This is a genomic window from Sphingomonas prati, assembly GCF_014643515.1.
Lineage (GTDB): Bacteria > Pseudomonadota > Alphaproteobacteria > Sphingomonadales > Sphingomonadaceae > Sphingomonas_R > Sphingomonas_R prati.
Window position 1 is genome coordinate 319568 of the sequence record NZ_BMJP01000005.1, and the last position, 26225, is coordinate 345792.

The 26225-nt window shown below is 60.2% G+C and carries 22 protein-coding genes; 12 read left to right on the top strand and 10 right to left on the bottom strand.

Annotated features, from left to right (window positions below; translation table 11 throughout):
• The first annotated feature begins 208 nt into the window (after positions 1–208).
• The 10 genes from IEX50_RS15310 (at position 209) to IEX50_RS15355 (ending at position 8869) form a co-directional block, all read left to right on the top strand.
• The gene (locus tag IEX50_RS15310; RefSeq protein WP_157176899.1) at positions 209–955 is read left to right on the top strand and encodes a hypothetical protein; all 747 of its coding nucleotides are present in this window, start codon (positions 209–211) and stop codon (positions 953–955) included.
• On the top strand, positions 952–1926 hold the full coding sequence (locus tag IEX50_RS15315) for a hypothetical protein (RefSeq protein WP_157176898.1): 975 nt from the start codon (positions 952–954) through the stop codon (positions 1924–1926). The genes IEX50_RS15310 and IEX50_RS15315 overlap by 4 nt, the downstream gene beginning before the upstream one ends.
• Positions 1927–2510: 584 nt before the next feature.
• On the top strand, positions 2511–2969 hold the full coding sequence (locus tag IEX50_RS15320; RefSeq protein WP_157176897.1) for a hypothetical protein: 459 nt from the start codon (positions 2511–2513) through the stop codon (positions 2967–2969).
• Between the two features lie 85 nt (positions 2970–3054).
• The gene (locus IEX50_RS15325; RefSeq protein WP_157176896.1) at positions 3055–3597 is read left to right on the top strand and encodes an endonuclease NucS domain-containing protein; all 543 of its coding nucleotides are present in this window, start codon (positions 3055–3057) and stop codon (positions 3595–3597) included.
• A 234-nt stretch (positions 3598–3831) separates the two neighbouring features.
• Positions 3832–4158, top strand: coding sequence for a hypothetical protein (locus IEX50_RS15330; RefSeq protein ID WP_157176895.1), 327 nt, complete (start codon positions 3832–3834; stop codon positions 4156–4158).
• Positions 4155–5477 carry a hypothetical protein gene (locus tag IEX50_RS15335; RefSeq protein WP_157176894.1) on the top strand — a complete coding sequence of 441 codons (1323 nt, stop codon included), beginning with the start codon at positions 4155–4157 and terminating at the stop codon, positions 5475–5477. Before IEX50_RS15330 ends, IEX50_RS15335 begins: the two co-directional genes overlap by 4 nt.
• A gap of 79 nt (positions 5478–5556) precedes the next feature.
• Complete coding sequence (locus IEX50_RS15340; RefSeq protein ID WP_157176893.1) at positions 5557–6312, top strand: hypothetical protein; 756 nt, start codon at positions 5557–5559, stop codon at positions 6310–6312.
• 94 nt (positions 6313–6406) lie between these two features.
• The gene (locus tag IEX50_RS15345) at positions 6407–7033 is read left to right on the top strand and encodes an HNH endonuclease (RefSeq protein ID WP_157176892.1); all 627 of its coding nucleotides are present in this window, start codon (positions 6407–6409) and stop codon (positions 7031–7033) included.
• A gap of 233 nt (positions 7034–7266) precedes the next feature.
• Positions 7267–7917 carry an FKBP-type peptidyl-prolyl cis-trans isomerase gene (locus IEX50_RS15350; RefSeq protein WP_157176891.1) on the top strand — a complete coding sequence of 217 codons (651 nt, stop codon included), beginning with the start codon at positions 7267–7269 and terminating at the stop codon, positions 7915–7917.
• A gap of 175 nt (positions 7918–8092) precedes the next feature.
• A complete protein-coding gene (locus IEX50_RS15355) occupies positions 8093–8869 on the top strand; it encodes a S1/P1 nuclease (RefSeq protein ID WP_308419298.1) in 777 nt (258 codons plus the stop codon).
• A 249-nt stretch (positions 8870–9118) separates the two neighbouring features.
• Here IEX50_RS15355 and IEX50_RS15360 read toward each other — a convergent pair whose 3' ends face one another.
• Both IEX50_RS15360 and IEX50_RS15365 read right to left on the bottom strand, forming a co-directional pair.
• A complete protein-coding gene (locus tag IEX50_RS15360; protein WP_157176889.1) occupies positions 9119–9640 on the bottom strand; it encodes a hypothetical protein in 522 nt (173 codons plus the stop codon).
• Positions 9641–10095: 455 nt separating this feature from the next.
• A complete protein-coding gene (locus tag IEX50_RS15365) occupies positions 10096–10563 on the bottom strand; it encodes a very short patch repair endonuclease (protein WP_157176888.1) in 468 nt (155 codons plus the stop codon).
• Between the two features lie 63 nt (positions 10564–10626).
• Between IEX50_RS15365 and IEX50_RS15370 the strand changes: the two genes are divergently transcribed.
• Positions 10627–12165 (top strand): DNA cytosine methyltransferase, encoded by a 1539-nt coding sequence (locus IEX50_RS15370; protein ID WP_157176887.1) that lies wholly within the window; start codon positions 10627–10629, stop codon positions 12163–12165.
• 75 nt (positions 12166–12240) lie between these two features.
• Here IEX50_RS15370 and IEX50_RS15375 read toward each other — a convergent pair whose 3' ends face one another.
• Genes IEX50_RS15375 through IEX50_RS15395 form a run of 5 tightly spaced genes read right to left on the bottom strand, consistent with a single transcriptional unit; the run spans position 12241 to position 21811 of the window.
• Entirely contained in the window at positions 12241–14031 is a 1791-nt protein-coding gene (locus IEX50_RS15375) for an AIPR family protein (protein WP_157176886.1), read from the bottom strand.
• 1 nt (position 14032) lies between these two features.
• On the bottom strand, positions 14033–15046 hold the full coding sequence (locus tag IEX50_RS15380) for a PD-(D/E)XK motif protein (RefSeq protein ID WP_157176885.1): 1014 nt from the start codon (positions 15044–15046) through the stop codon (positions 14033–14035).
• Positions 15030–17828 carry a Z1 domain-containing protein gene (locus IEX50_RS15385; RefSeq protein ID WP_198350672.1) on the bottom strand — a complete coding sequence of 933 codons (2799 nt, stop codon included), beginning with the start codon at positions 17826–17828 and terminating at the stop codon, positions 15030–15032. The genes IEX50_RS15380 and IEX50_RS15385 overlap by 17 nt, the downstream gene beginning before the upstream one ends.
• A gap of 39 nt (positions 17829–17867) precedes the next feature.
• A complete protein-coding gene (locus tag IEX50_RS15390; protein WP_157176883.1) occupies positions 17868–19364 on the bottom strand; it encodes an ATP-binding protein in 1497 nt (498 codons plus the stop codon).
• Positions 19365–19366: 2 nt separating this feature from the next.
• Positions 19367–21811: a sigma-70 family RNA polymerase sigma factor gene (locus IEX50_RS15395; RefSeq protein ID WP_184075325.1), complete on the bottom strand. Its 2445-nt coding sequence runs from the start codon at positions 21809–21811 to the stop codon at positions 19367–19369.
• Positions 21812–22267: 456 nt separating this feature from the next.
• On the opposite strand from IEX50_RS15395, the gene IEX50_RS15400 reads away from it, so the two are divergent.
• Positions 22268–23980, top strand: a complete 1713-nt coding sequence (locus IEX50_RS15400) for a hypothetical protein (RefSeq protein ID WP_157176881.1) — start codon at positions 22268–22270, stop codon at positions 23978–23980.
• 125 nt (positions 23981–24105) lie between these two features.
• Here the strand turns inward: IEX50_RS15400 and IEX50_RS15405 are convergent, their stop codons facing one another.
• From IEX50_RS15405 to IEX50_RS15415, 3 genes are read right to left on the bottom strand one after another with little or no spacing between them, the layout of a single operon-like run.
• Complete coding sequence (locus IEX50_RS15405; RefSeq protein WP_157176880.1) at positions 24106–24894, bottom strand: hypothetical protein; 789 nt, start codon at positions 24892–24894, stop codon at positions 24106–24108.
• Positions 24891–25133, bottom strand: a complete 243-nt coding sequence (locus tag IEX50_RS15410) for an HNH endonuclease (protein WP_157176879.1) — start codon at positions 25131–25133, stop codon at positions 24891–24893. Before IEX50_RS15410 ends, IEX50_RS15405 begins: the two co-directional genes overlap by 4 nt.
• Positions 25134–25994, bottom strand: coding sequence for a hypothetical protein (locus tag IEX50_RS15415; RefSeq protein ID WP_188699507.1), 861 nt, complete (start codon positions 25992–25994; stop codon positions 25134–25136).
• Between the last annotated feature and the right edge of the window lie 231 nt (positions 25995–26225).

Here is a 26225-nt window from a genome sequence, read left to right on the forward strand (position 1 = left end):
ACAAGCGGTCGGTTCAGGCCGCGCCTCAACGCCATGTCCGGACCGCAACGGAGCGGCAGCCAGCCCGCTTCCCCCGCCAGATCTTCCGGAAGCAGGCCACGCGAACGAGCGACGTGCGCACAGGTCAGAATATGGGCTTCAGGATCGCTTGGCACGCCGACCGTCCTGACGCAGGGTCACGTTCGTGACGCAAGGGGCATACGGCAGGATGCATGACGACGTGATTGGGGCGGCAGCGGCAGACAACGCGGCCATTGATCGGGACGCTCAGCTGATTGCGCTGCGCCGGCGCGTGCTCGAGTGGCGCGACGCATGGTGCTTGGACGCGGAGGTACGCCTTACAGCGCTGTGCCGGGAGAAAGCAGTAGCCGTTGGTCCGTGGGCGGCCGGGCTCTGGGTGCATCAGCTGGCCGCGGCGCGCGCTGGTTTCATCAAGTATCCTGCCATGCCACAGATCGTCGAGGAGGTGGGCGCGCGTGCCGAATGGATCGTCGGCAAGGCCCGCGTCGAGCTGACCGGGATCGTGGCCCATCATCTCGAGATCGAGACCAGAGCAGGCCGCGCCGATGCTGCTGCGGACACCGCCATGGGTCAGGTTCTGGCGATCGGCCGGGGGGCCGCACCGTTTGCCGCCGCGGCGGCCCTGCTTGCGGTGCTCCCCGGGCTCGCCACAACGACAACCGTGACGATGTTCGGGCTGGTCACGACCAGTACCGTGAGCCTGCCGGTTCTGGCGATCGGTGCGGCGGGAGTAGGAGCACTCGGCTACTTTGGCGTGATCAACGTCGGAGAAGTGCGCTCCGGGCAGGAGCGCGTGCTGATCGAGGCCATCGAAGCCGCGATCGAGGCTCGCCTGCTGGCGTCGGAGAACAAGGGGACGGAGCCGTCGCTGCTTGCACAGGTACAGAAAGGTTTTGCTGCTGCGGCTGCTGACGTGATCGGGAGGATCAAATGAGCATTCCCTTTGATATTCCGGCGGAACTCATGTTGCGCTATTATGCTGGCAACATCGTACGCAGCGGCGCACTGCTTCGCGAAGTGGGCTCTGGCCAAATCGTTGCCCACCTGCAGGAGGCGACCGGTCTCGTACAGATGGCCGGGAAACTTGATCCGTTCGACGTCGTCGAACAGGGCATTCAGGTTTACCAGAACGAGCAGATCAAGGCCGGTCTCGCGCTCGTGCAGGGGCTCGGTATCGCGAACCTGGCGCTCACTGGAATAAGCATCGGGGTGAGCGTCGTCGGCTTCGCCATTGTAGCGGCCAGGCTCGGCCGGATCGAGAAGGGTATGGACGGGCTCGCCGCCGCGATCGAACGCGTGTCGCGCAAGGTGGACGGGATGCGCGACTACCTCGTCCGGCAGGAACTGGCCGATCTCCGCGCCGAGCTCCGCCGGATCGACGCAGCCTGGGCAAGCAGCGAGGAGAAAGTGCAGATCGGTCAGTGGCGCGAGGCGGCCGGCCGCCTGCTCACGATCGAAGAGCGCTTTCACGGGCATGCCCGGGCGCTCGCCACCGCGGGTGAGGAACCGGGCTTGCGGGACCTGATGACTGACGCCTACGTCCTCGCCGCGGACGGGCGACGCTCGGCGCTGCTTGCTGCCGGCGACGAGACGGCAGCGGAGGATGCCGGGCGAGAATTCGGACGGGCGCTGGGCAGCCTTACCGGACCGCTGGGGACCGCACAGCTGTTGCGCGAGATGATGACTGCAGAGCCTGGCAAAGGGCTTGCCGCACGAGCAGAGGCTGTGGAGCGCCTTCGCCCGAAGGCTGAGGCGCGAGCCGCAACCCTTCGTGAGCGCGAGGAAATGGCCGCGACTGCGCCCCTGACGATTGCTGCCCTGCGTCAGGCCGGTGTATCCGGTCGCGACTGGCTGAAGCGCGCCCGGAACGAGAATAGGGCGCCGCTCATCTGTCTGCCTGTGTAAGCCGGTTCGCGTCAGCCCTGCCTGATCTATTCCATCTTGCTGGCAGGCCGGCCCGGGCGACGTTGCCAGCAAAAGTTGAGCCCGCAGGAAGAACCGCCGTCAGGCAACCCATCCGGCGGGGGTAGTTCAGGCCATTCTTACAGGGGAGAAGGTCGCGCGAAGCCGGACGCCGTGATGCACCGTGAACCGACGTCTGAAGGGCGCCTTTGTCGAGCAACGTAAAGGTAGTGACGGACGCACCGTTCGCTGGTTGCGGATGCGCGCGCTGACCGCTGCCCGATCAGGCTTGAGGCGCGATACATGATGATCCTGCCTGCCTGCGCTCGCGGCCGACGATCCCGTCGAGACGGGCCCCGCCGGCAATACGTCGACCGTTGACACCTGCGCCACCGCCGTAGCCGAAGCCAAGAACTTCGAAGAACCAACGGGCGTGCGGTCAAAGCAAATCGTCATTGGCGCAGAATTTCGGTCCCCCGGCGGGGTGACGCAATCCGGCCGGACCGGACACACGAACAACTGTTCGTTCCCGTACCGCGCCCTGGACCGGCGAACCGCTCTACCAACCGACAGCTGGAGGTATCGGCTTGCGCAGTATCGTGGAACATTGCCGTCCGCGTGATACGAAAGGCTTGCCGGTCGACGGCCATGGAACCGGGTACGACACGATGGACACATTGCAGGCAAAGGGTTGCGTGGGAATCTTCTGGTTCGTTGACGACATGCTTGTCGCGGCCGGTTGCCCTGTTGCTGACGCCAGTCCCTATGGCGATTGTCTTACGTACGACGGTGGACATGCGGAGCACTGGGACCGGTGGCAGGAGGCAGGCGGTGTCTGGCTTGCGGCCCACGGTCTGCCGCTCTCCATCCTTTCAACCGAATATGATGACCATCCTCGCGGGCGAATAGTGAAGGAGCCGGGCTCCTTCGTTCTGTATGCCGATCGACGGTTGCAGACGGCAGACCGGCTGGACAGCATATGCTCCCGGTTTGAACTTGACCGTGCAAAGGTGTCGCTGCGCAGCGATGCACATTACCGGACCTGATGGACAGCAACCTGGTGACGCATCATCTCGACGTCGGGTGTTCCGATCGCGAAACTGGCCTTCCTGCACCTGAAACGGGACTGCGATGAGCATCTGGACAATGAGTACGCCACCTGTCGCGCTGCCGCGCATCAAGCTCGAGAAAGTGTCCGAACTGGCGCACATGATCGTCACAGCTCCCAAGATGCCGCTCGGCGACTGGATGATCATGGGACGACAGGTAGCTACCGGCTGGGGTGGCGTGATCGATTTGCTCGCCATCGACGCGAACGGATCTGTCATCCTCATCCAGCTGGAACGCGAGATCGCAGACCGGAGCGCGGTAGCTACGGTGCTCAACTACGCGTCTTGGTTACAGAATTCGAGCCTGTGCGAACTGGAGGCAATATACGGCATTTTCAGCAGTGGGCGCAGCCTGCTGGACGATGCTGCCGAACGCTTCGGTGCGTTTGTTTCAACGATCAACCCTGCAAGTAATCCGCAGCTTGCAATTGTCGCGCTGGATTTTGCTCCGGATGCTTCTCGCACGATCTCGTATCTGGTGTCGAGAGGTGTCATGATAACCCGGATACAGTACTGGCTTTTCGAGATCGATAATCATCGACTGGTCACGTTCAAGACACTGTAGCTGCAGTTTGCTGACAAGGGCTTCCGCAGCAACGCGGCTCCGGTTCCCAGCAGGGCGAAATCGGCTGCTGCCGCGCGTCTGGCCTTTGGCACACAGGTGCCCGACGCGCGGGACGAAGGTAGGAGGCCGCCCAGCGCCAAGGCCACATTAATGCCACAGCCAATGCCATGCTTTGTGCTCACGGTCGTGGACGCCGGAAGTCATAACGATCCCAGCGAGACTGGGAGCACGTCAATGCAACAACTGATCATGACCCGACATGCAAACCGCCGCGCCCGGCAACGCGGTATGCGGCACGTCCAGATAGAGCAGCTGTTTCTGCTTTCAGACCTTGCAAGCCAGGTAGACCGTCATCTGTGCGCCTTCCGGGTTTCACGGGAGGCTCTCCGCGAAGCAGTAGCCGACGGTCTGCCGCCGTCCGAGGCTGAACGGCTTGCTGGTCGCGCACTGTTGTTGACGGACAGTGGCACGGTCGTGACACTGGCGCATCTGCACGGCGGTAAGGCCCAAATGTACCGCCGGCGCGATCGGCGCCCATACTGGAAGACAACCAGGTCATGACCCCCGCAGACAACGTTATCCCTTTCCCAGCCGGCAAGCCCAAAGAGCGCAGGCTCAGCGGCTCGAACGAGGCGGCATCTCAACTGCGGAAACGCTTTCGTGACGGTGGCCGTGCGCAGCGCGAAACATTCGTTCACCTGGCGCGGCACACGTTGCATCTCGTCGAAGAGCTCAAGACAACGTTTGGTACGCGTTCCGGTAAAATGCAGTCCGCTTTCGGCGACCTGTTGAAGCAGAAGCAACGCTTCGTGCTCGCGGAGGATGAACTGCCGGCCACGCTGTGTCAGAACCCGGGGAACTGGGAACAGGTCCTGCGCGGGCTGGCGTCCGCGCTCGGCCGAGACCCGGATCATGTATTCCTCGATGCCGTACGAGGCTCACCGCTCATGCCGGCCCCCCACCGGAACAGCTTCGACAGGGAGCAATGGCTTGGCACCTTCCACGACCTGATGCGACAGATGGTGCGGCGACTGACGGCCGAGATAGACTATACTGCCATTACAACCTACCTCGCGGACTGCGGTCTTGTTGTTGAGGCCGGAGGGCTCCAGATATCCGAATTCCGGAACGACGGCGCGGGCATTGACGAGCACAGCACCTACAGACCCGCGGCACTCTTCGAAGTGCCGCATGTGCTCGGTCTCAACTACCGGAAGCAGATTGAACATGTCTACGCCACGGCAGATGATGACTTCGCCGTTTTCATGGAGCTTTCCGGTCTTGATCAGTCGCTAGCGATGGGCGAGTCGGCAGCAACTCTCTGTGGTGGCACCCGCATGGCGATTGCCCTCGTTACCGACGCCACTACCCAATCTCCCGCGATTGCTCTTGCAGAATGGAACGTACTTGAGTTGTATTTTGGCGATAATTTCGTAAAAGAGCGAACATACGCGATAGACAAGTCGCACGTCGAGATCGGTCACCCGACTGAAGAAGGTGACGCGTCAATACCTAACAGTGTTCGCTTCAACCTGCTTGGATCGCCTGGGTTTGACGAAGCAGCGGCGTCACACATAATTTTTCCGGATGTCTGGACTGATAGCATTGACTATGACGTCTGGGACCCGGGCGGCTATGTGGACGAGGTAGCAGATTATCCAACCGAAGCCCCGGCGCGGACGGTGGCAGCAGTTATCGAGCGCAATCTCTCCTATGCGGCCGTCACCGCACTCGACCGTCGTATCGATTCCATTCTGCTCGCTCAGCTCGTTCACCTGCAGCGCCTCGTGGATGTTCACCGGTCCGAAACGGTACCTCTCGCACAGTCCGCACGGCGGGCACTCTACGAACAATGGGGAACTGATCCGAACGGCAGGTAGAACGAATGGCCGCGTGACCCCGCCGGAAAGCGTGGGGTGGATCTTAAAACCGACACAGTGTTACAAAGGGCAGACAATCATGAATGACAGCACGATGGATTCCGGCGTGGATTTCATGAAAGAACTGGACGCTGAATATCGCGAGCGGTCAGGACTGCGGGATCGACGCTTCTACAGCATTTTCTACAGCCGTATCGAGCCGTCGCCGCTGATGATCCTCGGCATCAATCCGGGTGGCAACACCGATACCTGGAGCATGTCGCCTGACGCTGATGAGTTCTGCTCGGCCTGGCAACACGATTATGTTGATGAGCGGTACGAAATCCAGGCAGTAATGCAGCCCCTGCTTCGAACCGTGCTCGGGATAGATGACGCAATTCTCCGACGCATTCCGAAGACGAACATGGTGTTCCGCCGTTCCCCGGGAGTTGGCAGGTTCGGGGAACAGCAGGAGGGCATGCAGATTGAGCATGCCCTGAAGGAGGCGGCGCCAACGCTGGAACGGATCATTCGCCACGTCTCTCCACGAGCCATTATCTTCGAGGGCCTGGAAGCTCTTGCAATGTTCAACCGCACATTCGGAACGGGCCCCCTGGGTCAATCACTGGTTCCGCCGGTAACTACGCCAAACGGGCGGTACCCTGCCCTGATCTATGCCGTGCATGAACTGCAAAGTGCCATCCTGCCGCATTTGATCATTGCCTGCGCACTGGCACATCCATCCAAATATGCCCATCGTGCAGAGTTCAGAACTGCCGAGCAGGACATGACGGTGCGCCTTGCCCCGATTGGAGCAATGCTGCGCGAAATGGGACCGCCAAGTGTAAATAGGTAGTTTACGTGTCTAATTTACTGAAATCGCATTTTGGGTGAATATAACTTAATAGTTTTGAAGTTTTCTTCTAACCTCACTTGAATGAGTACCGCTGATGACCGTTACCAAAAAAGATATTTTGAAAAAGCTGAGCGAATGCAATACGCTCGGAATATCGCAGTTCCTGGAGAAGTATGGCTTTCAGCCGCCCCGGGGCGTCTTTTTGATATATCAGGGACAGGAATATCCAGCCCGTGCAATTTGGGGAGCGGCGCATACGCCGCCGTTGGATGGAACTTATGATAACGCGAGAATGTACCATGGGCCTGGAGCATTTCAGAATCTAGATCCTGCCTTCTACCTTACAACCAAAGCGGAATATCTGGCTCTTAAAGGCGAAAGCCCGGCAATACAGGATCTGGATGATGAGGGGTTCGGTAACGAAGAACCGGAATACAGGAGAAGAATGGCAGGTGCTTACATCCGAAACCCCGAGGTTCGGACGCAGGTTCTTCGACGCGCAAACGGAAAGTGCGAGTATGGCGGCTGCACTCCATTCAAAAATCTTAACGGTCAAATCTATCTGGAAACTCATCATGTAATTAGCCTTTCCGAACAGGGAATTGATAGACTGACCAACGTTATCGCACTATGCGCAAATCATCATCGGGAGGCACATTTTGGGCAAGACTGGCAGATACTTCAGGATAAGTTCCTTACCATAATCGCGAGCGTGGATTAGTTGGATCTTTTCACGCCATAATCTACCAACGAATGCCATTATTGCAAGATCGTCACGCCTACTTGTTGGTCTAGCTTGTCCTGGGCCAGTTTAGACGTACTGCGTCCTGATACTCGGGTCAGCATGCTGGACAGAAAGTGCATTTTGCCGGTGGCGTACAGCATGGTTCGATACCTGCTCAGGCAAGGCGCTTCGTATACTTGATGAGCATACAGTGGGACCCAAGGTCGCTATTGCGCAAAACGCGTAATCACGACCAACCACGCGAAGGCATAGCGATTGCCGCCAGACCCCCATATGCCTTTCGCATGAAAAGCTCTTCGATCCCGTTCTGCCGCCTCGTTCTGACAAGCGTCCTGCCGTTGCTGCCGGCACCGCTTCCCGCCAGCGCGGCACCAGCGCGCGGAGCCACGACCAGTGCGGTTGCGCCGCCGGCAACAGGGCCGGGCAACGGCATCATCGCCTTGCCACCGAACCCGGTCGTGCCGGCGGCGCTTCGGACATGTGCCGCGCGAACCCCGACCGGCCTTGGCTACACCATCCTGCGCCCTGCCACCGGCTCCAGGCCTGCCTCGACCGATATCGCACTGGTCAGCTACATCGGCTATCTGGCAGCAACCGGGGCCGTGTTCGATCAGGGCATGAACTCACCGCTTCCTGTCGACGGCGTCATTCCCGGCTTCGCGGAAGCGCTGCAGATGCTGGCAAAGACGGGTGTCGCTCGTTTCTGCGTGCCGCCCGCGCTGGGATATGGCGCGCAGGGGTCGGGACAGCTCCCGGCGAACGCGGATCTGGTGTTTCAGGTCGAACTACTGGACTACAAGACAGCAGCCGAGGTGGAAAAGATGCGCAGCACGCAAGCGCCGGAACCTGCCGGGCAGTAAGGCAGCAGGATCCCCAACCACATCCGCAGCCTCGAACGGCGGGTGTGCCGTCTGCCAGCGTCGAGCATCAGGATCGTTGTCGGTAGCATTCTGCAAGCCTCTCGACCCGATCGAGGCAGCCGCCCGTCGACATCAAACTGACACGAGGCAGGGCCAACAGGCCACCATGCGTATCATGCTTCTGCTCGCCGCTGCCGCGGTGGCCCTCCCCGCTCCTGTTCTCGCCTGGGGCAAAACCGGCCACCGGGTCATCGGCGCCATCGCGCAGCCCTATCTGGAGGCACGCGCCAGGGCCGGTGTGAAGCGCATCCTTGGGGCGGAAACGATGGCGGAGGCATCGAACTGGCCGGACTTCATGCGTTCGGCCCCGGATCCGTTCTGGCAGCGCACCGCGGGCCCGTGGCATTATGTCACGGTGCCGCCCGGCAAGACCTACCGGGACGTTGGGCCGCCACCCGAAGGAGACGCGGTGACCGCCCTCCAGAGCTTCTCGGCGACGATCCGCGACCGCAAGGCGTCGCTTGCTGACAAGCAGCTCGCGCTCCGCTTTATCATCCACATCGTTGGCGACCTTCACCAGCCGCTGCATGCGGGCAACGGGACCGACAAGGGCGGCAACGACACGCGCGTGACGTTCAACGGCCGACCAACGAACCTGCATTCGGTGTGGGACTCAGGTCTGGTCGACAATGAGCAGCTTTCCTATTCGGAACTGGCCACGTGGCTTGGCGCCCGGATCACGACGGAAGATGCCAGAGTCTGGATGACGGCTGATCCGAACGTCTGGATCGCGGAAAGCACCGCAATGCGCGACCGGATCTATCCCGCTACCGGCGAGCCCCTGTCCTACCAGTACGTCTTCCAGAACAAGGCGCGTATGGAAGAGCGTCTTGAAAAAGGCGGGGTCCGGCTGGCTGCTTACCTCAACACTCTGTTCGGCCCCGTGCGATAACGGCCGTACTTTCACCCGTCGCCGTCGTCGTAATGGAGCCCGCTGTCTAACTATCCCCGATACAGCGCTTCGTGGCCCTTTTTACCGACAACCAAACTCGGTTGCAGAGCACAACGTCTTACCCTTCCGTATTCCATTGAATATTCGGGCGTTGCCCGAGTGTTCCACACGACCTTACCTTTACGTTCCGGCGAAAACAAGGTAATCGGCCAATCAATCGCATTGTACTCAATGGAGAACGGTTTCACTCTAGCAATTCTGCCAGTGAAACCTGAAAGCGCTTTCGCCTGGATCGGCACATAAAGCGATTTGTCCATTTCCTGAATCACCCCACCCAAAATAGGGACCGCTCTCAAGGGCGACTATCGTCCTGCCGATATCGCCCGGCGAATATTGTATTGAATTGAATGATCCCATGAAACTAATGCTGCGCAACAGAATAGAGGCACGCTGCTGTTTTCCCATAGAAACCAGTTCCTTCAAATCCGCCTGTATCGATTTCTTGATGTCAAATCCATCAAGATACGATTCAACGTCTTCTTCCATGTCATTCGATGCGTATATGTATGGGCTAGAGTATCCGGTAATCGGATATCCTACCCGAGCCATCCGGCTGAACGTTGTTTGACGTTCCTGCGGCTCGGGGGTCAGGCAACTTTCCCGGATGGCATCCCACGGAATAACTCGGATGTGACCATCAAGGCCCTGCATCCAGAGTTGAAGAAGCCCTTCCCCAAGGGGTTCACCTGCCATCCTGTTGATGTGGGTCATGCTAACCTGCAGGATGGGCTCTGCCCAACCAGCGCCGCTGGCAGGCCACGGATACTCGTGGGACGAAAACAGCGAACCACCGACCATCCCTTCGCACCGAGCGACCGATGTCGAGTTCGAGGGTCCGAGAATCGGCGACCAAGCCGTCAGCAGGTCATGGGAGAGGCTTCTCCGAAATCTGGCAACAATTGCCGCATCATACTCGCTGGAACTTAACTCGACAGCCAGACAGTTCTCGACCGTCCGTGCCTTGATGGAAGCGAGACGCCTTTGCCAGCTGGGACGGGCTGGCGGTTTCATCGGCATTGAATCACTGAAAGATGGTTGCCAATGATCTGATCCATTCGTTCCCCTGTGGCCTTGAACACCGGCTGGCCGCGGCTTCCGTACGGCAAGCATAGTTGCAAGGCACGAAGAAGCGAGGTCTTCCTGTAGGCCGAGAATCAAATCACTGTCTAACCTGATCTTTCCGTGAGGAGACAGCTGGGAATCTCCAGTTCGGTCCGATCCGAACGCAGCCATTCGGAAACAAGTCTGGCTACTTCGTGTCCCCCGTCCGACCGCAGCGCACATTCCCAGACTGTCGCCAGGCGCCATCCCGCAGATTTGATGAGCGAGGCATTCCGGGCATCTCGAAGAACATTCCCGGCGAATTTTTCGCTCCAGAATTCCGTGCGGGTGGCCGGTGTCGTGGCATACCTGCACCCCTGATGACGATGCCAGAAACAGCCGTGCACGAGCACCACGGCCCGGTATTTTGGCAACACGATATCCGGTTTGCCCGGCAGCCCCTTTGCGTGAAGGCGAAACCGGTAGCCAAGTGCGTGAAGTCCGCTTCGCAGCTGTATCTCCGGCTTCGTGTTCCGGCCCCGGATGCCCGACATCATCCTCGACCGGGTGGCTGCATCCACGACATCAACCATGAGAATAGGACTGGACCCCGGTCACACACCTGGTAAGGCGCTCGTCCAAGGTATGTCATCGTTATGAAAAGCAATTTCAAGGTCGTTGACCTTTTCGCCGGCCCGGGTGGCCTTGCCGAAGGTTTTTCCCGGCACCGAAATGCCGAGGGTCACCAGTCGTTCGAGATCGCGCTTTCCGTTGAAAAGGAAGCAGCCGCCTTCTCGACGCTTCGGCTCCGCAGTTTCGTCCGGCAGTTTAGCGATACGCTTCCGACGGCATATTATCGCTATGTCGCCGGCGAGATCGACCGGGACCAGCTAACATCGGCATACCCGAGGGAGTGGGCCGCTGCCTGCGCAGAGACCATCCAGCTGGAACTGGGGGCGAGTGGCGCCGATCAGGTTCTCTATCCAAGGCTGGATGCGATACGGGCGAAAGCCGGACAGGACACCGTGCTGATCGGCGGACCGCCGTGTCAGGCTTACTCAGTCGTTGGACGGTCGCGGAACCAGGGGATCGCGGACTACGTGGCAGGCGATGATCATCGTCACTATCTGTACGAACAATACATCGACATAATCGGCAGGCTCCAGCCAGCAGCGTTCATCATGGAGAACGTGAAGGGAATATTGTCGGCGCGTGTCGACAAGGACAGGATATTCCCGAAGGTCCTGACGGACCTGCGTTCTTCCGGCGGTAAGCCGAACAGCTATATATTGTTCCCTCTGGTGGCGTCGGAAGATCACCGGGGCAGTGAGCACGTGATTGAGGCGGAACGGTTCGGCATTCCACAGTGTCGTCACCGGGTAATCCTGTTCGGGGTTCGACGGGATATTGCCGAGAGCCGGGGTGGCTTTCGACTGGACAGTCCAAAAATGCAGCCATCGACCAACACCCTTACGGTTCAGGACGTGCTTGGCGGAATGCCCCCCTTGAGAAGCGGCCTCAGTCGCACGGCCGATACGCCCGGCAAGTGGCGAGAAGCTGTCGCTGCAGAATTTCGAACGGCAGCACTGGCCGCTTTCGAGGAAGAAGACGAGCAGCTTGACCGTATCGCATTCCGGCTCGCGGAGCACGCAAACGCGCTCGAAATCGCCGAGCCACCACCCCGCCACTCCGCAGCCCTTTCAGCAATACGAAACAACGAGCTCTCCGACTGGCTGATTGATCCGAAGCTGTTGTCGCTCCCCAATCATGAGGCACGCAGTCACATGACCGGGGACCTGTGTCGTTACGCGTTTGCTGCCGCCTTTGCCGAGGAAGTTGGCCGCTCACCGAAGGCCGCAGAGTTTCCGGAAGCTCTTGCTCCGGCGCACGTGAACTGGCTGTCCGGAAAATTCGCGGACCGCTTTCGGGTTCAGCGCTGGGGAGCACCGTCCACAACGATCACCAGTCACATTTCCAAGGATGGTCACTATTTCATACATCCGGACCCGCTACAGTGTCGCAGCCTCACGGTCCGGGAGGCAGCGCGCTTGCAGACCTTCCCCGACAACTACTACTTCGAAGGCAATCGAACCGAACAGTACATTCAGGTAGGCAATGCGGTACCACCACTTCTCGCATTCAGGATTGCCGATGTGGTTGAGAAGGTTCTTTCAAATACGGTTCATTCAAACTGATCAGTCAAACGTCACGCCAGGCTCCGCTCGACCGATCACTTGTAGCTCCTGCGCACCTCGATCCCTGACGCATGGTCAGACGATTTCCGGAATGTCCGTGCTAAGCACACTGAACTTGTGCTTCCGAACAGCATCCCAGCATTCGGGCCGCTTTGCCTGCTCGGAGATCATTCGTGCACCGGAGTTGCTTCGCAGTACTGTCTCCACCTCGCGAGCCCACGTTACCAGCTGTGCCTGCAACTGAGGAGATATCCCCTGTCGGTTCCATACTCGATCCAGATCGAGACGGCCGTCCGAACGGTTTGCAAGCAGTGAAACAAGATAGGTCGCGATGTTTGCCTGTGCCTGCACAAAATGCTTGGCTCGGGAGATGCGGTGCGCCTCCTTGAAGATGATTGCCTTGGCAATCGCGTTCTTGAACCACCCGACAGTCAGAGGTTCGGGAACACCAGTTGCGCCCTCAGAAAGATCCTCCATGAACCGGTTGAAGTTCTTCTGCGATCCCTGACTGACCGTGTCAGGTCGCTGGTCCCACGCATTGAGATATTTGGCCAGATCCGTCTTGGATATCTTTCGCGCTGCCGGAACGGCCTCCTTGAGCATCCGCAGCTTTGCGGGTGTGGTTCCTTCCCGTGCGAAGAGCACATTGTAACTTCCTGCGGCCCGCTCGTAAAACCATCTCCCGACGCCGTCCGGACAGAAGGTTGTGTTGGCGAGTTTCTCCAGCTGTACATGGAACGGCTTGTTTGCTGAAAGATCGGACTGCTTTACCGAGTTCTGGCTGTTGGCAAACCGGGAAATATCCGCAATCATCTGCTCTTCGGCTGCCGGATCCGACGACTGGAGGATTATGATTTTCGCTGGAACACGAACACGGCTGATATCGACATCGGGATTCTTCTTTTTCGAAAAGTAGATCGATGCCGTGGTCTGCCCCCCGTTCACGATCTGCATGCCCTTGAGGCCCGTCAGACCAATGGATCCGTCCGTAGCCCGGCCGATGCGCGCTTCGTCCGCCACCATTACAATGCCGTTGTTGAACGCCATGAAATGCTCGGGCGCCTGACGAAGCGTATCCCGGATGCCGCGATTGACCTTTCCGGTTGCGCTCAGGAACGATCGAACGTTGGCTTCGAGAAGTTGTGGACCAAACTTCTCGTACAGATAATACAACGTTGCTGCAGGTATTGCAGTAAGCGCATAGTCGTATCCGGCCAGCTGACCCGGAACGAAAACGCACGGAAGGGCGTCTCCACTCACTTCCTCGAAATTGATCACGAGTTCGTCGCGCGGCTTGCCTTCGGACCAGTGTCGGTGAAGACGCTCGATATCCATGACTTCAAGCGAGATTGTCTTTCCCTTGACATCGCGCGGCTTGAAAGCCTTTGCCTTCGACTGAAGATCGGTAAGCACGAATATGCGGATCCGGTCGAGATCATCGTAACAGGCCTCGATGACGCTTGCGATCTCGAAGGCGTCGTTTGTCTCGTCGAGCTTCGTGACAAGCTTGCCTTCGACGCAGCTTTTCAGGAATTGCAGGCAATGGCCTGCCGCCTGCATCACGTCGGCATCAGGTACCGAGGTCACCACGTTCCTGCCGTCGTAAAGACTGACGAAGAGGTCAAGCGTGTCCAGATCCTCGGAAACCGCATAGCCTACCAGCCGGAGCACGGCGTTGCCGACCCGTCCGGAAAACTGGCAGATCTTCGGATCGTCAATCATTCCGACATCGGCCATGTGCTGCAGCACGATCTCCGAGAAAATCAGCTCCTCATGGGGATATGGCGCAGCTGCGTCCTGCATGCGCTCCGCAAGATCGGCCTGTACGCGCCGCTGCGTCTGGGCGAGAAATTCTTCAAGGTTCATTTCAGAGCATTCCCAGGGCGGCAAGCGCCGTGCTGATCGGTACCGGTTTCGCCGTCACGAGATCGAGATCCATCTCGTAGGTCGCTCGCCTGATGACAGGGCCGGCAATGGAAGGGGTAAGGCGCGGAAAGTCCTCGTCAACGAGGAGTATCCGGCTTTCCAGCGAACTGAAGCGCCGCAGGTAGCTGTCCGCATGATCGTCACGATACCCGGCATGGAGCATTTTCACCTCAAACCGGCCAAGTGCCCCCGATTGGCTCAGACGGTCGCGGAGCTGCGCAACCCGGAGAGACAGTGTGTCGCCCTCCGCATCCAGTCCGAGGCGCTGGCCGCACAGATAGAGGGGCTTGTGATCACCATCGTCGAGTTGATCAAGCGATCCGATCTTCGCAGGAAAGCCCGTGGAAGCGACCGTTGTCTTCACCTCGATCGCACCAGCTCCGAAAACGAAATCATGAACGCCGTCCTCGGGCCCCTGCCACCCTTCAACAGCCGGGACGGGCTCGATGCCCGCATCGAGCAGAAGATCGAGGGTCAGCAGTTCCCCGTACAGGCCGACCTCCGCTTCCGACGACAGCAGCTGGTCGCCGGGCCGCTGCATGAATTCCTGCCACGTGGTGACGCGGCGGAGGAACGCCTGAAGCATCTCCTGAGCCGTCATGTGGCGGCATCCCTCGAGTACGGTCACAATGTCCTGTGCGATCATCGTGAACAGCTCGAGCGACCCCTGCGGTTCCCTGACCAGGCCGATCGTCGACGTGGTGTCTGCAGCTCCCGGCAGGGCTACATGGGTGACTTCAAACCCGCGCGCCTTCGGTAGCTGGCGTATTCCCGGAAGCCGGGCACCCACAAAGCTGACCAGCAGACCTTCGTCATTACCGGGAAATCGTCGACCTGCATGCAGGGTGCACGGGCCGAGCCGTGATACGGCAATGAACTGCCAGCCTTCTTCTGTTCCCGACCCCGACAGCGCGCGCCAGGTTGCCGACAGCTCGCTGTTAGTCGGCACTGCCATACATCTGCTCCCAGTAAACGTTGCCGACCTTGTAATCGATTTTTGGCCCGGTGTTGCTGCCCGGGAAACTGATCCCGAACGCAAGGACTTCCGGCAGGTCTGCCCCCCACTCCTCGGGATCGATAACATAGAGGATGAGCAACCCCTTCTCCGGATGGGGGGCGACTCCTTCTGCACCAAAGCCAGCAACCTGACGCACTGCCGGACCATTTGGCGCGTCAGGCTCGGCTCTGGTCGCGGAACGACCCGGATCCCCGGCCCAGGCTGCGCGCGTCACCTTCAGCGCCGCCTCCCACGCGTTGTTGTCGAGGTCCACTGTCTCGTCGCGAGGCGACATCAGCCGGCCGATCGCAAACCGGTCATCTTCCTTTTTTGCCGTCCGCGTTATCATCTGCACCGTCACGTCGCCGCACAGTGGAGTGGATTTTCCATTCTGTGCGCCGAGCAGAACAACGGTCCAGGACGTCAGCTCGCCGGCTTCCGCCATGATGCGCGTGAAGTCCGCGATGACGGGGCTGACCACGCGATATGCGGCAGGATGGGTGGAGTAGCCCTGCAGAAAGCTGGTGATGTCGGCCGCCGGAACCTGATGCCAGATGGAACCTGTCCATTCCTGACGACTCCCCCCGCGCACGCGGACCGGAATGGGGCTGGCCGCGCCTAGCCCCTCCAGAAGGCGTCTGCCTGCGTCAAGATTCGCAGCCAGCTTCGCTGGCTCACGGTGGAACACGACCGTTTCAAGCAGTTGCCCGCTGAAGGACAGGCTGAGGCTGCGGGCAGCGCGCATTTTCAGACGCGAGGTCACCATGAGCGTCGAATGTGACTGAACCTTGAGACCGTAGTCCCTCGGGGTCCCGCCGGTAGCAGCCATGAGGTCAAACTCTTCGCGGAGCTCTTCCGCCGCCTCGGATATGTGCCCGAACCAGTCGATAAGTTCATGCGTCGTGTAAAGACGGCACAGATCAAGGTACCCGGGACGATAGCCGAACCAGCGTCCCATCTGCATGAGGGTATCGTACATCCGCGACGCGCGAAGAAAGTAACTCGTGCTCAGGCCCTCGAGCGTCAGGCCCCGGGCCAGCTTGTCACCGCCAACGGCGATCACCTTCAGGCCGACGCCGCCGCTATCACCGTAATCGAGAGCATCCTTCGCGGTTCCGTTGATCATGCGGACCTCGACGTCGGCGATGATCTCCCGCAGTCTCAGCAGGACAGCATCCCAGTTTTCGCCTCCAACGCCCACGTCGTCGGGATACCGCTGACGGATCCGCATCGTGGTTGGCTCGAATTCGCGCTCCCAGTGCTCGTGCAGCGACGCGATCAGCTGAGCGCTGTCCACGTCCCGCACAAGCCGCTGGCGACTTTCCCGGACATACTGCTCGATCTGGCGAGTGACGGCCTGCTGCACGGATGTGAAACGCGTGACATGAACAAGCATCGAGGCGTGCTCCTTGCCCTGCCCCCGCAGGTCCCGGATTGCGCATGCCAGAAGGAAGGAGTTGATGGCCCGGACAAGCGAAGGGGGAAGAACATCCCTGCCTTCGTGCAGCGGCAGATGCCCATTCTTGTGACCGAGCGGCATCCACCCCCCGGAATCATCGCCGGTGAAATCGTCCACTGCGCGTACGAGGGGAAGTCCCTCCTCGTCCCTGCTCGCGCTGCCAAACACCTTGGATGGTCCAACATAGTTTGATGGAGCGCCCAGATTGATGATGAAACTCGCAGGAAACAGATCGGGACCTTCTTCCCTGGTATGTCCGCGCTCGTGAATGAATATGTTGGCAAATGGTGTGGCCGTATAACCGACATAGGCTGACCGGGTGAACGAATGAAGCAACCGTCGTATCAGACGATTGATGGCCTTCGGTTCATGCTCCTCGTCCGGCTTGCCGTCCGCATCGAAAACCTGTTCACCAGTATCGACTGACGCGTGATCTGCCTCGTCATCGATGAGGAGCAGGGGAAGATTGGTGACGAGCCTGCGGCCGGTCTCGGGATCGGTTGTGTTGGCGGCATGGTTTCGCACCCACCGGTTCAGTCGTTCGAGAACAGTCTTGTTCTTCTTTACGACAAACAGCCACGGACGTTCCTCGGGGGAGATACCAAGGTTTTTTGCAACTGCGGCGCTGAAGTCGCCCGTGTTTGAACGATTTGTGGCGGAATTCGGCTTGATGGCCGGGTCGGAGTCTATCCTGCCGACCCCGATCAGGCGAAAATCGTCCTGAGAGGGGCTGGTTTCGTAGCCCAGAAAGCCCTCGTCCAATCGCATCTGCGTCTGGGAGCGAAGATTGTTGTGGATCCCGGCCAGTACGATGATGATCTTGTAGCCGGCGTCGGCCGCCTTGCAGATCAGACCCGTGTAGTTCCCGGTCTTGCCGGACTGGACGTGACCCACGACCAGACCGCGGCGGTCCCAGTTGCCGGTGCGTACCGGATCCTCGAGCAGACCCAGTATGTGATCCGTGGCGGTATCGAGGCCATCCATGGCCACGTCCGAAAGACGCCCTTCCATCCACTCACGGTAGCGCTGCCAGTATCGCCATTCCTTCTTTCTGGCTGCATTGAGCCACGGATCGTGACCCGTATTGTCCTGCAGCGTCGTATCCTGACCCAGCCAGACGCTGAACCGGCGAACCAGCTCCTCGATCACGGAGTCCCGATCGAGTTCGACCGCCCACTTCGGATTCATCTGGAGGATCAGGTCGATCTTCTGATTGATGAGTGCAGGGGTCACCGACGCCCCATCCTCTTCTGCCAGAAGCGTCTGGGCGAACTTGATCACATTGGAAGCGTTGCTTCCTGCAGCAGCATACATCTGGCTTCAGGCTCCGGGAGAGATCGGTACGTCGGGAAGCGACGAGACGAGGTCAGGAAAACGATCGAAGGGTTCGGTGCGCGCAAGACGGATGCGCGCCTCTTCGGCTGTCAGACCTTTCTTCAGAACCAGAGACCTGAACATGGCCTCCAGAACTCCACAAACTTCAGCGTCGGACTGATGCGCAAACCCGCTCAGCGGGGTATCCTTCTGCTCGGCCGTATCGAGCCAGATACGCTGCACGGGCACCGTTTCCTCGATGCAGCGCAGCATCGCTTCAATGTCCGGGGCAAGTTCGGGATGCTGCTCGAGCATGTTCAGGACGCCCTGATGCGTACGGGAGATGCGATAGCGGGTGCCGGTCGCCGTGTTTGTGGACAGCCAGGCCATCTCGACTGGCTCCCCGCGCACTGCCGGGGTCGTCCGCCCACGATGGGCGAATACCCGCCGTGCGCGGTGCCGTGTCTCCTCCGCCAGACGGGTCAGGCGCTTGCGTACCCCGACCGGTGGCCGCGCCGCCGACTTGCGTATGTCGAGCTTCCAGTCGCTGTCCGCACTGTTGGGAATGTCGATCCGGATGCGGGCCAGCCGATGCGCCTCATCCCGGGTCCAGCGACGCCCGGTACCGAGCCCCAGCCACCCCCCCGCAACCAGAAGCCGCTCGTTGCGATAGACATAGAACCCCTGACCCAGGGTCCAGCCCTCCGGCCCTGCGGCCTCCTCGTACTCGCGCGGGCTGAGCTTGTCCCGGTGCGGAAGAACATGACACTGAACCTCTATCTCCCGATCTGCACCAAGACGCAGCGCCGCCGGGGACCATGGCTTGCCGGCATGGCCGGTCAGAAACGGCTCCCACGGCTGAACCAGCTTGCCGTTCAGCTTCAGCTGCAATCGGGGATGCCTTCCCTCCAGATACCGGTGGAAGGTCATGCCGAGGTGACCCTCAACCCGATCGATCACGTCAAGGAAGTCCTGCGCCTCGAACTCGCTGGTGACCAGTCTGTCCAGTTTCTCGAGCAGAACCAGCGTTCCGGACATGTGGTCCCGCAACACGTCGAGATGGAATTCGGAACCTTCGGAAGGGCCTTCGAGAAGATGCCACTCAGTCGAGCTGGCAAGCACATCCAGATCCCATCGCAGACAGTCGATGGTGCCGTTCGTCGTCCGGCTTGCGACGGTCAGACTTCTTCCCTGCGAGAACGACGCCGTCTTCAGTCCCAGACCGAACCGTCCGAGGTCGCCGGCCGCTCGCTCGTCGAGCGGATTGCGGTCGCCAAGCCGCATCGCCGAATCCAGTTCAACCGGATCCATCCCCCTGCCGTCGTCGAGGATCGTGATCCAGCTGCCGGCGCCAGCCCAGTGAAACCGGACGTCCACGACCCCGGCCCCGGCGGCAATGCTGTTGTCGATGATGTCGGCGATCGCTGTCGCCGTCGAGTAGCCAAGACCACGCAGTGATTCGACCAGCGCTGCGGCGCGGGGGGGCGCATTCCGGAAATTCATGTTCAATGTTCCAGCAAGGTTCGCAGGACACGGGATCGGCCGGGATGCTTCAGTATCTTGAACGCCTGTACCTCCAGCTGCCTGATACGTTCTCGCGTAACCCCATACTTCTGACCGATCTCTTCAAGGGTATGTGCCTGACTGTCATCGAGTCCGAAGCGCATCCGGACAACATCGGCCAGTCGTGGCGGCAGCTCCTCGATCGCGGTATGCAGTTCGTCCACAAGGTCGATCTCGAGGGAACTGGCGAGAGGGTCCGGTTGCGCATCGTCGATTATCCGCGCACCGGCAATCCCGTCCCCGGCAAGATCATCCAGATCCTCGAGCAGATCAACGACCCATGCACCGAGCAATCGCCTCACAAGAGTGACCGGCAGGCCGGACAACGTTGCGAGGTGTTGCACATCATGCTGAATGCCGGATTTTTCGGCTTCCTCGATTGCAACCTCGAGGCGTCGGCGATCCTGATGCACATGGACCGGCAGGCGTATCGGACTGCCGAGGCTTGCGACTGCGCGGTTGAGCCGCTGCCAGACCCATGTCTGGGCATAAGTCCAGAAACGATACCCTCGAGCCATATCGAACGTTTCGATTGCCCGCAGCAGCCCGATGTTTGCCTCCTGAACGAGGTCATCAAACTCCAGACCCTGCCCCCTGTAACGTTGCGCGAAAAACCTTGTCTGGGGCAGGTGTCGCTCGATGATGACCTGCCGCGCCTGATCGGCACGCCGCATTGCCGAGAACACGGCTTTCATGGTGCGCTGGTTCGCCTCGACCGCCGGCAACTCGCCATCAAGATACGCAAGGAAATCCGGTGTGAGCGACAGACCGCGCAGGGCACTGGCCGCACGCCGGGTTTCAGCCGGCAGCATGATGGTTGAGCACGCGTTCCGGACCGCGCGAAGCTCGATCATTGCAGTGACATAGGCAGTGGGAAGCTCGATCAATTCCACCGGGCCGGTGCCGGCGATTTCATCCATTCCCTCGTCATCTTCGACTGTTTCATCCAAACCTTCATCTTCCGTAGATTGCTCTTCCAGCGGGTGGGACGAGATGAAGCTGAACGGCAGATGCGCCTGGCTGACGAGATCATCGGCAGACAGAATGAAGTCGATTGCAGGGATCGACATCGCAAGCGAGAGCATGGCCTCGGCTGTTGCCTGAGCAACCTTCCCGAAAAGGTCGGCCTCTGCGGCGCGCTTCAGGGGCGGCATGGTGTCCAGACGGGCATTGTAGCTCGCTGCTCGGCCAGCGGACCACAGATGCGTCGCAAAGGCTTCAACTGCGTCGTCAATTCCTTCGCCGGGATCCGGTACGCCAGCCGTCGAGCTCAGCGCAGCGAACCACGGATCCGGCGGGCGATCGACAACGCAGCCAAAGGCGGCTGCAGTCTGGCGCACGGCATGACACAGGCTGTCCTTCCGGGCATCCACCAACCCACCCGGCATGTCGCAGAGATCGGCCTGGAACTCGCCAGCGCGGGCAGCTCGGGTCAGGGCACTCCGCGCCATTGCAGTAATGCTGTTCGGGAGAACGAGCTCGGATCGGATACCTGGCAAATCGGGCAGTTCGATGAGGACCGAAGACCAGTCTTCGCCGCCGACGAACATGGCGGCACTGGCCGAGAGGCGGGCCTGGACCAGCCCGGCTTCCTGGACGGCAGACCTGTCGCTCTCGTCCGGAAGGTCGGTACTGTCGACTTCCCAGGAATCGGCGTCTGCGTCAGCATCCTGACGAGGGACAGATGCCTGTTCAACCGGGGTCGACGACGGAACCTGCACGGGGGCCTGAGACGGATGCGGAGCACGCGCAGATAGTTCGTCAGGAAAGTCCTCGCCACCGCGCACTGACCCAACGCCAACGATATCATCCGGATCATTGTCAGGTTCCGGCGGCGAAGACGTCAGGGTGCCGTTCGAAGTCGAACTTTCCGGCAAATCATCCCACTGACGATCTACATCGTTGGAAACCTGATCCTGATCATGGACTAGTGGTTGAACATGATTGTCTGAAGGACTCAAATCGGAGTTTGTGTTTACAGGTTCAAAGCTTGCGGAGACGGGCCGCGACCCGACTGGTAGTGGGAGCACCTCTGAGCTGGTTTCCAGGTCCGGCTCATCAGGCTTGTCGAATTGGCGACCCATCGCATCGTCAAGAAATGCAAGAACCTCGTCGTGCCCTTCGACACGGGCGTGATGGCTGGCATCAAGACCGTTGACGTCACGAAAGAATGGATCGCTGCCAGCCTCGATCAGCAACCTGCAGATCGCCAGATGTCCTGCTCCGGCGGCGATGATGAGCGCAGATCGGCCGCGCCCGTCAGTCGCGGAGATATTGATTTTCCGGCCTAGGAAGGATTTCACGGCATTGGCGGACCCAGTACGCAGGGCGATCATGAACAGCCGGCTGAGGCCGGCATCATCGGCCTTGCTGTCGGTACGCGCCACTCTGAACATATGCCTTTGGATCAGCAATTCCGGACGATGTCCATGCGACACTTCCGGCTCATGATCCTGTCTCCCCGAGCAGCTGGGCGGTTACGAATGATTCCGCCTTTGAACGCCCCTAGCGCTTGAGTATCAACAACTTGTTGCATCCGGCCGATCCATGCATTCCGTCAGCAACGGGTTTGCAGCAGACTGCGACATCATACTTTCGGCTACATCATGCAGGTAGCGGACTGGAACCCTGCCTCATCGTCGCTGCGCCTGTCCGCCGACGTGCATCCTCATCGACGAACACTAGAACGCTCCGACGCCTCGAGCCGGCAAGCCACCGATCATATCAATCAGCGGGCTGCTTCGGAATAACTAAGGCGTTGAACGCGGCCTGGCGACAGTTCAGAACCTGCTGCAGCTGTTTGGCCGTGACCGATTGCCGGGCAAAGTGAGGAAGGCTCGAACATGTTTGGTCGTCTGGTTGGCTGGCTGGGTCGCCACGTGGTGTTGTACGTCGCGCTCGTTGTGGCGATTGCCGCAGGACTGTTTGCCGCCCCGTTCGTCAGGCAGGTAATACAGGAAACGACGCCGGTTCAGGTTGCCCCGCCGGTGCTGGATCATGCGGTGCGCATGATGGCTGCAGAACAACAGACGGCAGCCGAACAGTTCGAAGCGCGGTCAAGGGCATTGCGCACGCAAGGTCTCGCCAGTCTGGTAAAACGTGAACAGGATCTGCGCGCCGAGCGTGCCGTTCTTGCCGGCGCCATCAGCCGGGCGAGATCAACATTCGCCCTGGCAGTCTCCGATCGCAACGAACTGATGCGTAACGAGCGGCGCAAGTTGCGGGTCGCGCTGATCGATCAGGAGTTATCGGTTATTGCCGCAGGACGGGCTGCAATTGCAAGTGACCAGGCATCACGAGCTGCTTATTTCAGTCTGTCGGTCCAGCAGCGTCTTGTCGATCGTACCATACCTGCCTGCAACGATGCCGTGCGACGAACGCAGGCCTATGAACAGCGCTGGCGCTGGCAATTGAGGCGCTGGTGGGAAAGCGGCGAGCATAAGCAGCTCGTTTCGATCAGGAACAAGCGCTGTGACGTGGCGCGCGCTGCGATCAGCAAGCGGAACCAGTTGCGGACCGTTGCAACAGCAAGGCGGGATGCCCAACGCGCCGCGCAGCTGGCCTTCGTGAAGACTACCATGGCGACAGACAGGATCAGCAGCGCAAGTGCCGACCTCGTCAAGAATGCCGAGCGTGCGCGGATCGATCTTCAGGACTGGCTTCCGGGAAAGCTGCGGACCTGGCTTCAAAAGGCCGGCCTTGTCACAATCCTGCAAACCGCCGCCATGGCGCTAGCGCTGATTATCGCCATGCCCTTTCTCATCCGGCTTCTGTGCTTCTTCATTCTGGCGCCTCTCGCGATGCGGCGCCCGGCGATCCGTCTGCGCAAGGCACCAATCTCAGGTGAACAGATACCGCTCGCTGCGCCCTCCACCACCTCAGTCGCGGTTCGACTGTCGGCTCACGAGGAACTTCTCGTCAGGCAGGACTATCTTCAGACGAGCAGCCACACAGGCGCCAAAAGCACGCAATGGTTTCTGGACTGGCGGAAGCCCGTCACCAGCTTCGCTACCGGTCTTACCCTTCTCACCCGTATTCGCGGGATCGACGAAATGACTACCATTTCGGCAGTCCGGGACGGACTCGCGGAAGTCACGATCCTGACACTGCCCGAGGGCGCGTCATGTGTCCTGCAACCGCGCGCTCTCGCAGCAGTGGTGCAGCCGGTTCACCGTCACCTGCGCATAACGCGACACTGGCGCCTTGGCTCGCTCAACGCGTGGCTGACGCTCCAGCTGCGGTATCTGGTTTTCCACGGCCCTGCCCGCCTCGTGCTGAGAGGCGGTCGCGGCGTACGCGTCGAGCTGGCGGAACATGGTCGCGTCTTCGGGCAGGACCAGCTCGTCGGCTTCTCCGCTGACCTCGCCTATTCGGTCACCCGCACCGAAACCTTCTGGCCGTACTTCCTTGGCCGCGAGCAGCTGCTAAAGGATCGTGTGATGGCGGGCGCGGGCATACTGATCGTTGAAGAAGCGCCGCTCAGTGCTCGTCGCGGGGAGACCAGGCGAGGTCTGGAGGGCATGCTCGACGCCGGAATGAAGGTCTTCGGCATGTGATCGTGGCAAGGTTCCGACGGTTGACGGAAGCCGGTGCTGGCATCATTGCCCTGCGGAGTTTCCGGAGAAGCCACTAACGCCGGATGCCGTGGCACGTTCTGCACGCCGGCAGCGCTTCCAAACTGTTACGCAGAATCCCCGGCAGGTTCCCTGACCCGCTGTATGCAGTCGATCCACGTGGCGGGGACGTCCTGGTAAAAAATCAGGCCATAGGCGACACGCCACTCACCCGGCTGGATGGTCGGATCGCAGAGCCATATCGCCCAGACCCGCAACAGTCGGCGCGCGAGGCCTGACATCTGACCATCAACAAGACGGCGGCGGTCCGCATCAAGGGCGCTGCGGCCGGGGACGCGGACCCGGAACAGCACTGGGCTACGGCCAGTCCGCAGCAGGAACAGCGCGTCAGCGCCCAGCAGTGCCTTGGTGACGACCTGATCAAATTCGGATCCGTTTCTGAGGTAGTGCCGAAAAGCGCTGAGCTGCGATCCGCGCGAGAGTGACAGGTGCGCCTGTCCGTCACGAATTCCCTCTCCAATCTTGCGAGCGACCGGCTCCAGGCAATCCGCTACCTGCTTCCAATCTCCATGAGCCGCGAGCCTGTCCGTGAGTTGTTTCATTCGGACATTCAGAACAAGACAGCGGATGCCACTCCTGCTGACGGACTCGATCTCCACGTCCGATAGCCGGGAAGCGTGGTAGCCGATCACATGGCCCTCACTAATCCACCGCTCGGTGGCTGCTGCAATTGCGCCCGCATCCGACAGCCCGAACACGACCTCGAGAGCCTCATCATCGAAGGCGGGAGAAGCGGCTTGAAGCCGCGTAGCGATGTCGGCAGGCAGCAGCGCTTCTAGCACGCCAGCGAGCGACGATCCCCATCTACCTACATCATCAAAGTCAATTTCGGTCACCTGGCAGGACTGACGTTCGTATCAATCCCCTTCTTCATCAGCCGGTGCACGATCCGGTGACAGTTTGCGCAGAGGCACTCGACATCTTCGAGGCGGGTTCGGTGGCCTGCCGCCATTGCGGCGATCTGAGTGCTCCGATGGTGAACCTCGATGCAGGCGTCGGCCTCGGGCACCCCGAATGCCTGCACCGGGTCAAGGCCACACCGCTCGCAGTAAAGAATTCCGTGCAGCTTGAGCATCTACGCCTTCTTTGCCTGGACGACGCCGCGATGGCGCTCCCGGCGCAGGTGCCAGGCGCGTGCTGGATCGCCTTCCGCCCACTCCTGATCGGCATCGTTCAGCAGCATCTCTTTCACCGGCGTGCGGCTGGCTTTTGCGACCATCTGCCAGCCGGCAGCTTCAAGGAGATCGAAACAGGGCGTCCCGAGGCCGCCCGTGAAGTTGACCGGCCGCACCGGGAAGCCAAGCGCGTCGGTGGCAGCCAAGCCAAAGACTGCTTTCGGCGGAAGACGGTCCCCGTCGGGTGTGATCAGATCATATTCAAGCGACGTATCGAACGGGGCAGTCGTCTTTCCATTGAGCAGATCGTTGACGGCTCTCAGGATGTGTTCGGGACCTACCTGTCTGAGGTCGCCGGCCGGAAGACGCAGTGTCGAACGCGGGACGTCGGAGAGCGGGCGCGCACGTATTACAGAGCTTATCTCGCCAACAGAACTTGTGCCCACTTCGAAGCGAAGCCGTCTGTTCCGGTTGCCCTTTTCGGGATTGGCACCGGGCGCCTTGCCTACCCGCGCCATGCGCCTGCCAACAAGAGTAAAGAGTGACTCGGCGTCAGAAGGAAGATCAGAGGGAAACAGCACCTGGCGCGCGGCAGCATCCAAATGCTGCACACGAGTGCTGTTCACCCAAGCACCATGGATATCCCGGCTGTACTTCAGCAGCCTCCCGAGCAAAAGACGTAACGCTGCCCCGTATTCGGTATTTCGAACGTTAGGAGCACCCAGCGTCCCACCGCGGCTGTGAAGCGTGACTGCTCCGTCTTCCAGCGTCACCGTCGCGTCGAGCGGGACCCCATCGTCGCCTTCAATGACAAAATTCAAGTTCACTGCATACCGTTACGCGCACTGGCATCCTGAAGCTATATCTCCTTCAGAGCAAAAATCCCTCGCGCGACGATGCATCGTCGATGGTCTACTTCGTCGAGGACCCAATCCCGGCCATTCACGCGCGCTATCCCCCTGCCGAAAACCTGCCGCTCGTTCATCTGATATAATCTGCCTCTCCGGCGAGCCGACACGTCGCAGGCGACCGCGCGCTGTCCACGCCGCGCA

Bases quoted from the DNA above. Each gene is read 5' to 3' on its own strand.
- IEX50_RS15310 (WP_157176899.1), top strand. From the start codon at position 209: ATGCATGACGACGTGATTGGGGCGGCAGCGGCAGACAACGCGGCCATT.
- IEX50_RS15315 (WP_157176898.1), top strand. From the start codon at position 952: ATGAGCATTCCCTTTGATATTCCGGCGGAACTCATGTTGCGCTATTAT.
- IEX50_RS15325 (WP_157176896.1), top strand. From the start codon at position 3,055: ATGAGCATCTGGACAATGAGTACGCCACCTGTCGCGCTGCCGCGCATC.
- IEX50_RS15330 (WP_157176895.1), top strand. From the start codon at position 3,832: ATGCAACAACTGATCATGACCCGACATGCAAACCGCCGCGCCCGGCAA.
- IEX50_RS15335 (WP_157176894.1), top strand. From the start codon at position 4,155: ATGACCCCCGCAGACAACGTTATCCCTTTCCCAGCCGGCAAGCCCAAA.
- IEX50_RS15340 (WP_157176893.1), top strand. From the start codon at position 5,557: ATGAATGACAGCACGATGGATTCCGGCGTGGATTTCATGAAAGAACTG.
- IEX50_RS15345 (WP_157176892.1), top strand. From the start codon at position 6,407: ATGACCGTTACCAAAAAAGATATTTTGAAAAAGCTGAGCGAATGCAAT.
- IEX50_RS15355 (WP_308419298.1), top strand. From the start codon at position 8,093: ATGCTTCTGCTCGCCGCTGCCGCGGTGGCCCTCCCCGCTCCTGTTCTC.
- IEX50_RS15360 (WP_157176889.1), bottom strand. From the start codon at position 9,640: ATGACCCACATCAACAGGATGGCAGGTGAACCCCTTGGGGAAGGGCTT.
- IEX50_RS15365 (WP_157176888.1), bottom strand. From the start codon at position 10,563: ATGGTTGATGTCGTGGATGCAGCCACCCGGTCGAGGATGATGTCGGGC.
- IEX50_RS15370 (WP_157176887.1), top strand. From the start codon at position 10,627: ATGAAAAGCAATTTCAAGGTCGTTGACCTTTTCGCCGGCCCGGGTGGC.
- IEX50_RS15375 (WP_157176886.1), bottom strand. From the start codon at position 14,031: ATGAACCTTGAAGAATTTCTCGCCCAGACGCAGCGGCGCGTACAGGCC.
- IEX50_RS15380 (WP_157176885.1), bottom strand. From the start codon at position 15,046: ATGGCAGTGCCGACTAACAGCGAGCTGTCGGCAACCTGGCGCGCGCTG.
- IEX50_RS15390 (WP_157176883.1), bottom strand. From the start codon at position 19,364: ATGAATTTCCGGAATGCGCCCCCCCGCGCCGCAGCGCTGGTCGAATCA.
- IEX50_RS15400 (WP_157176881.1), top strand. From the start codon at position 22,268: ATGTTTGGTCGTCTGGTTGGCTGGCTGGGTCGCCACGTGGTGTTGTAC.
- IEX50_RS15410 (WP_157176879.1), bottom strand. From the start codon at position 25,133: ATGCTCAAGCTGCACGGAATTCTTTACTGCGAGCGGTGTGGCCTTGAC.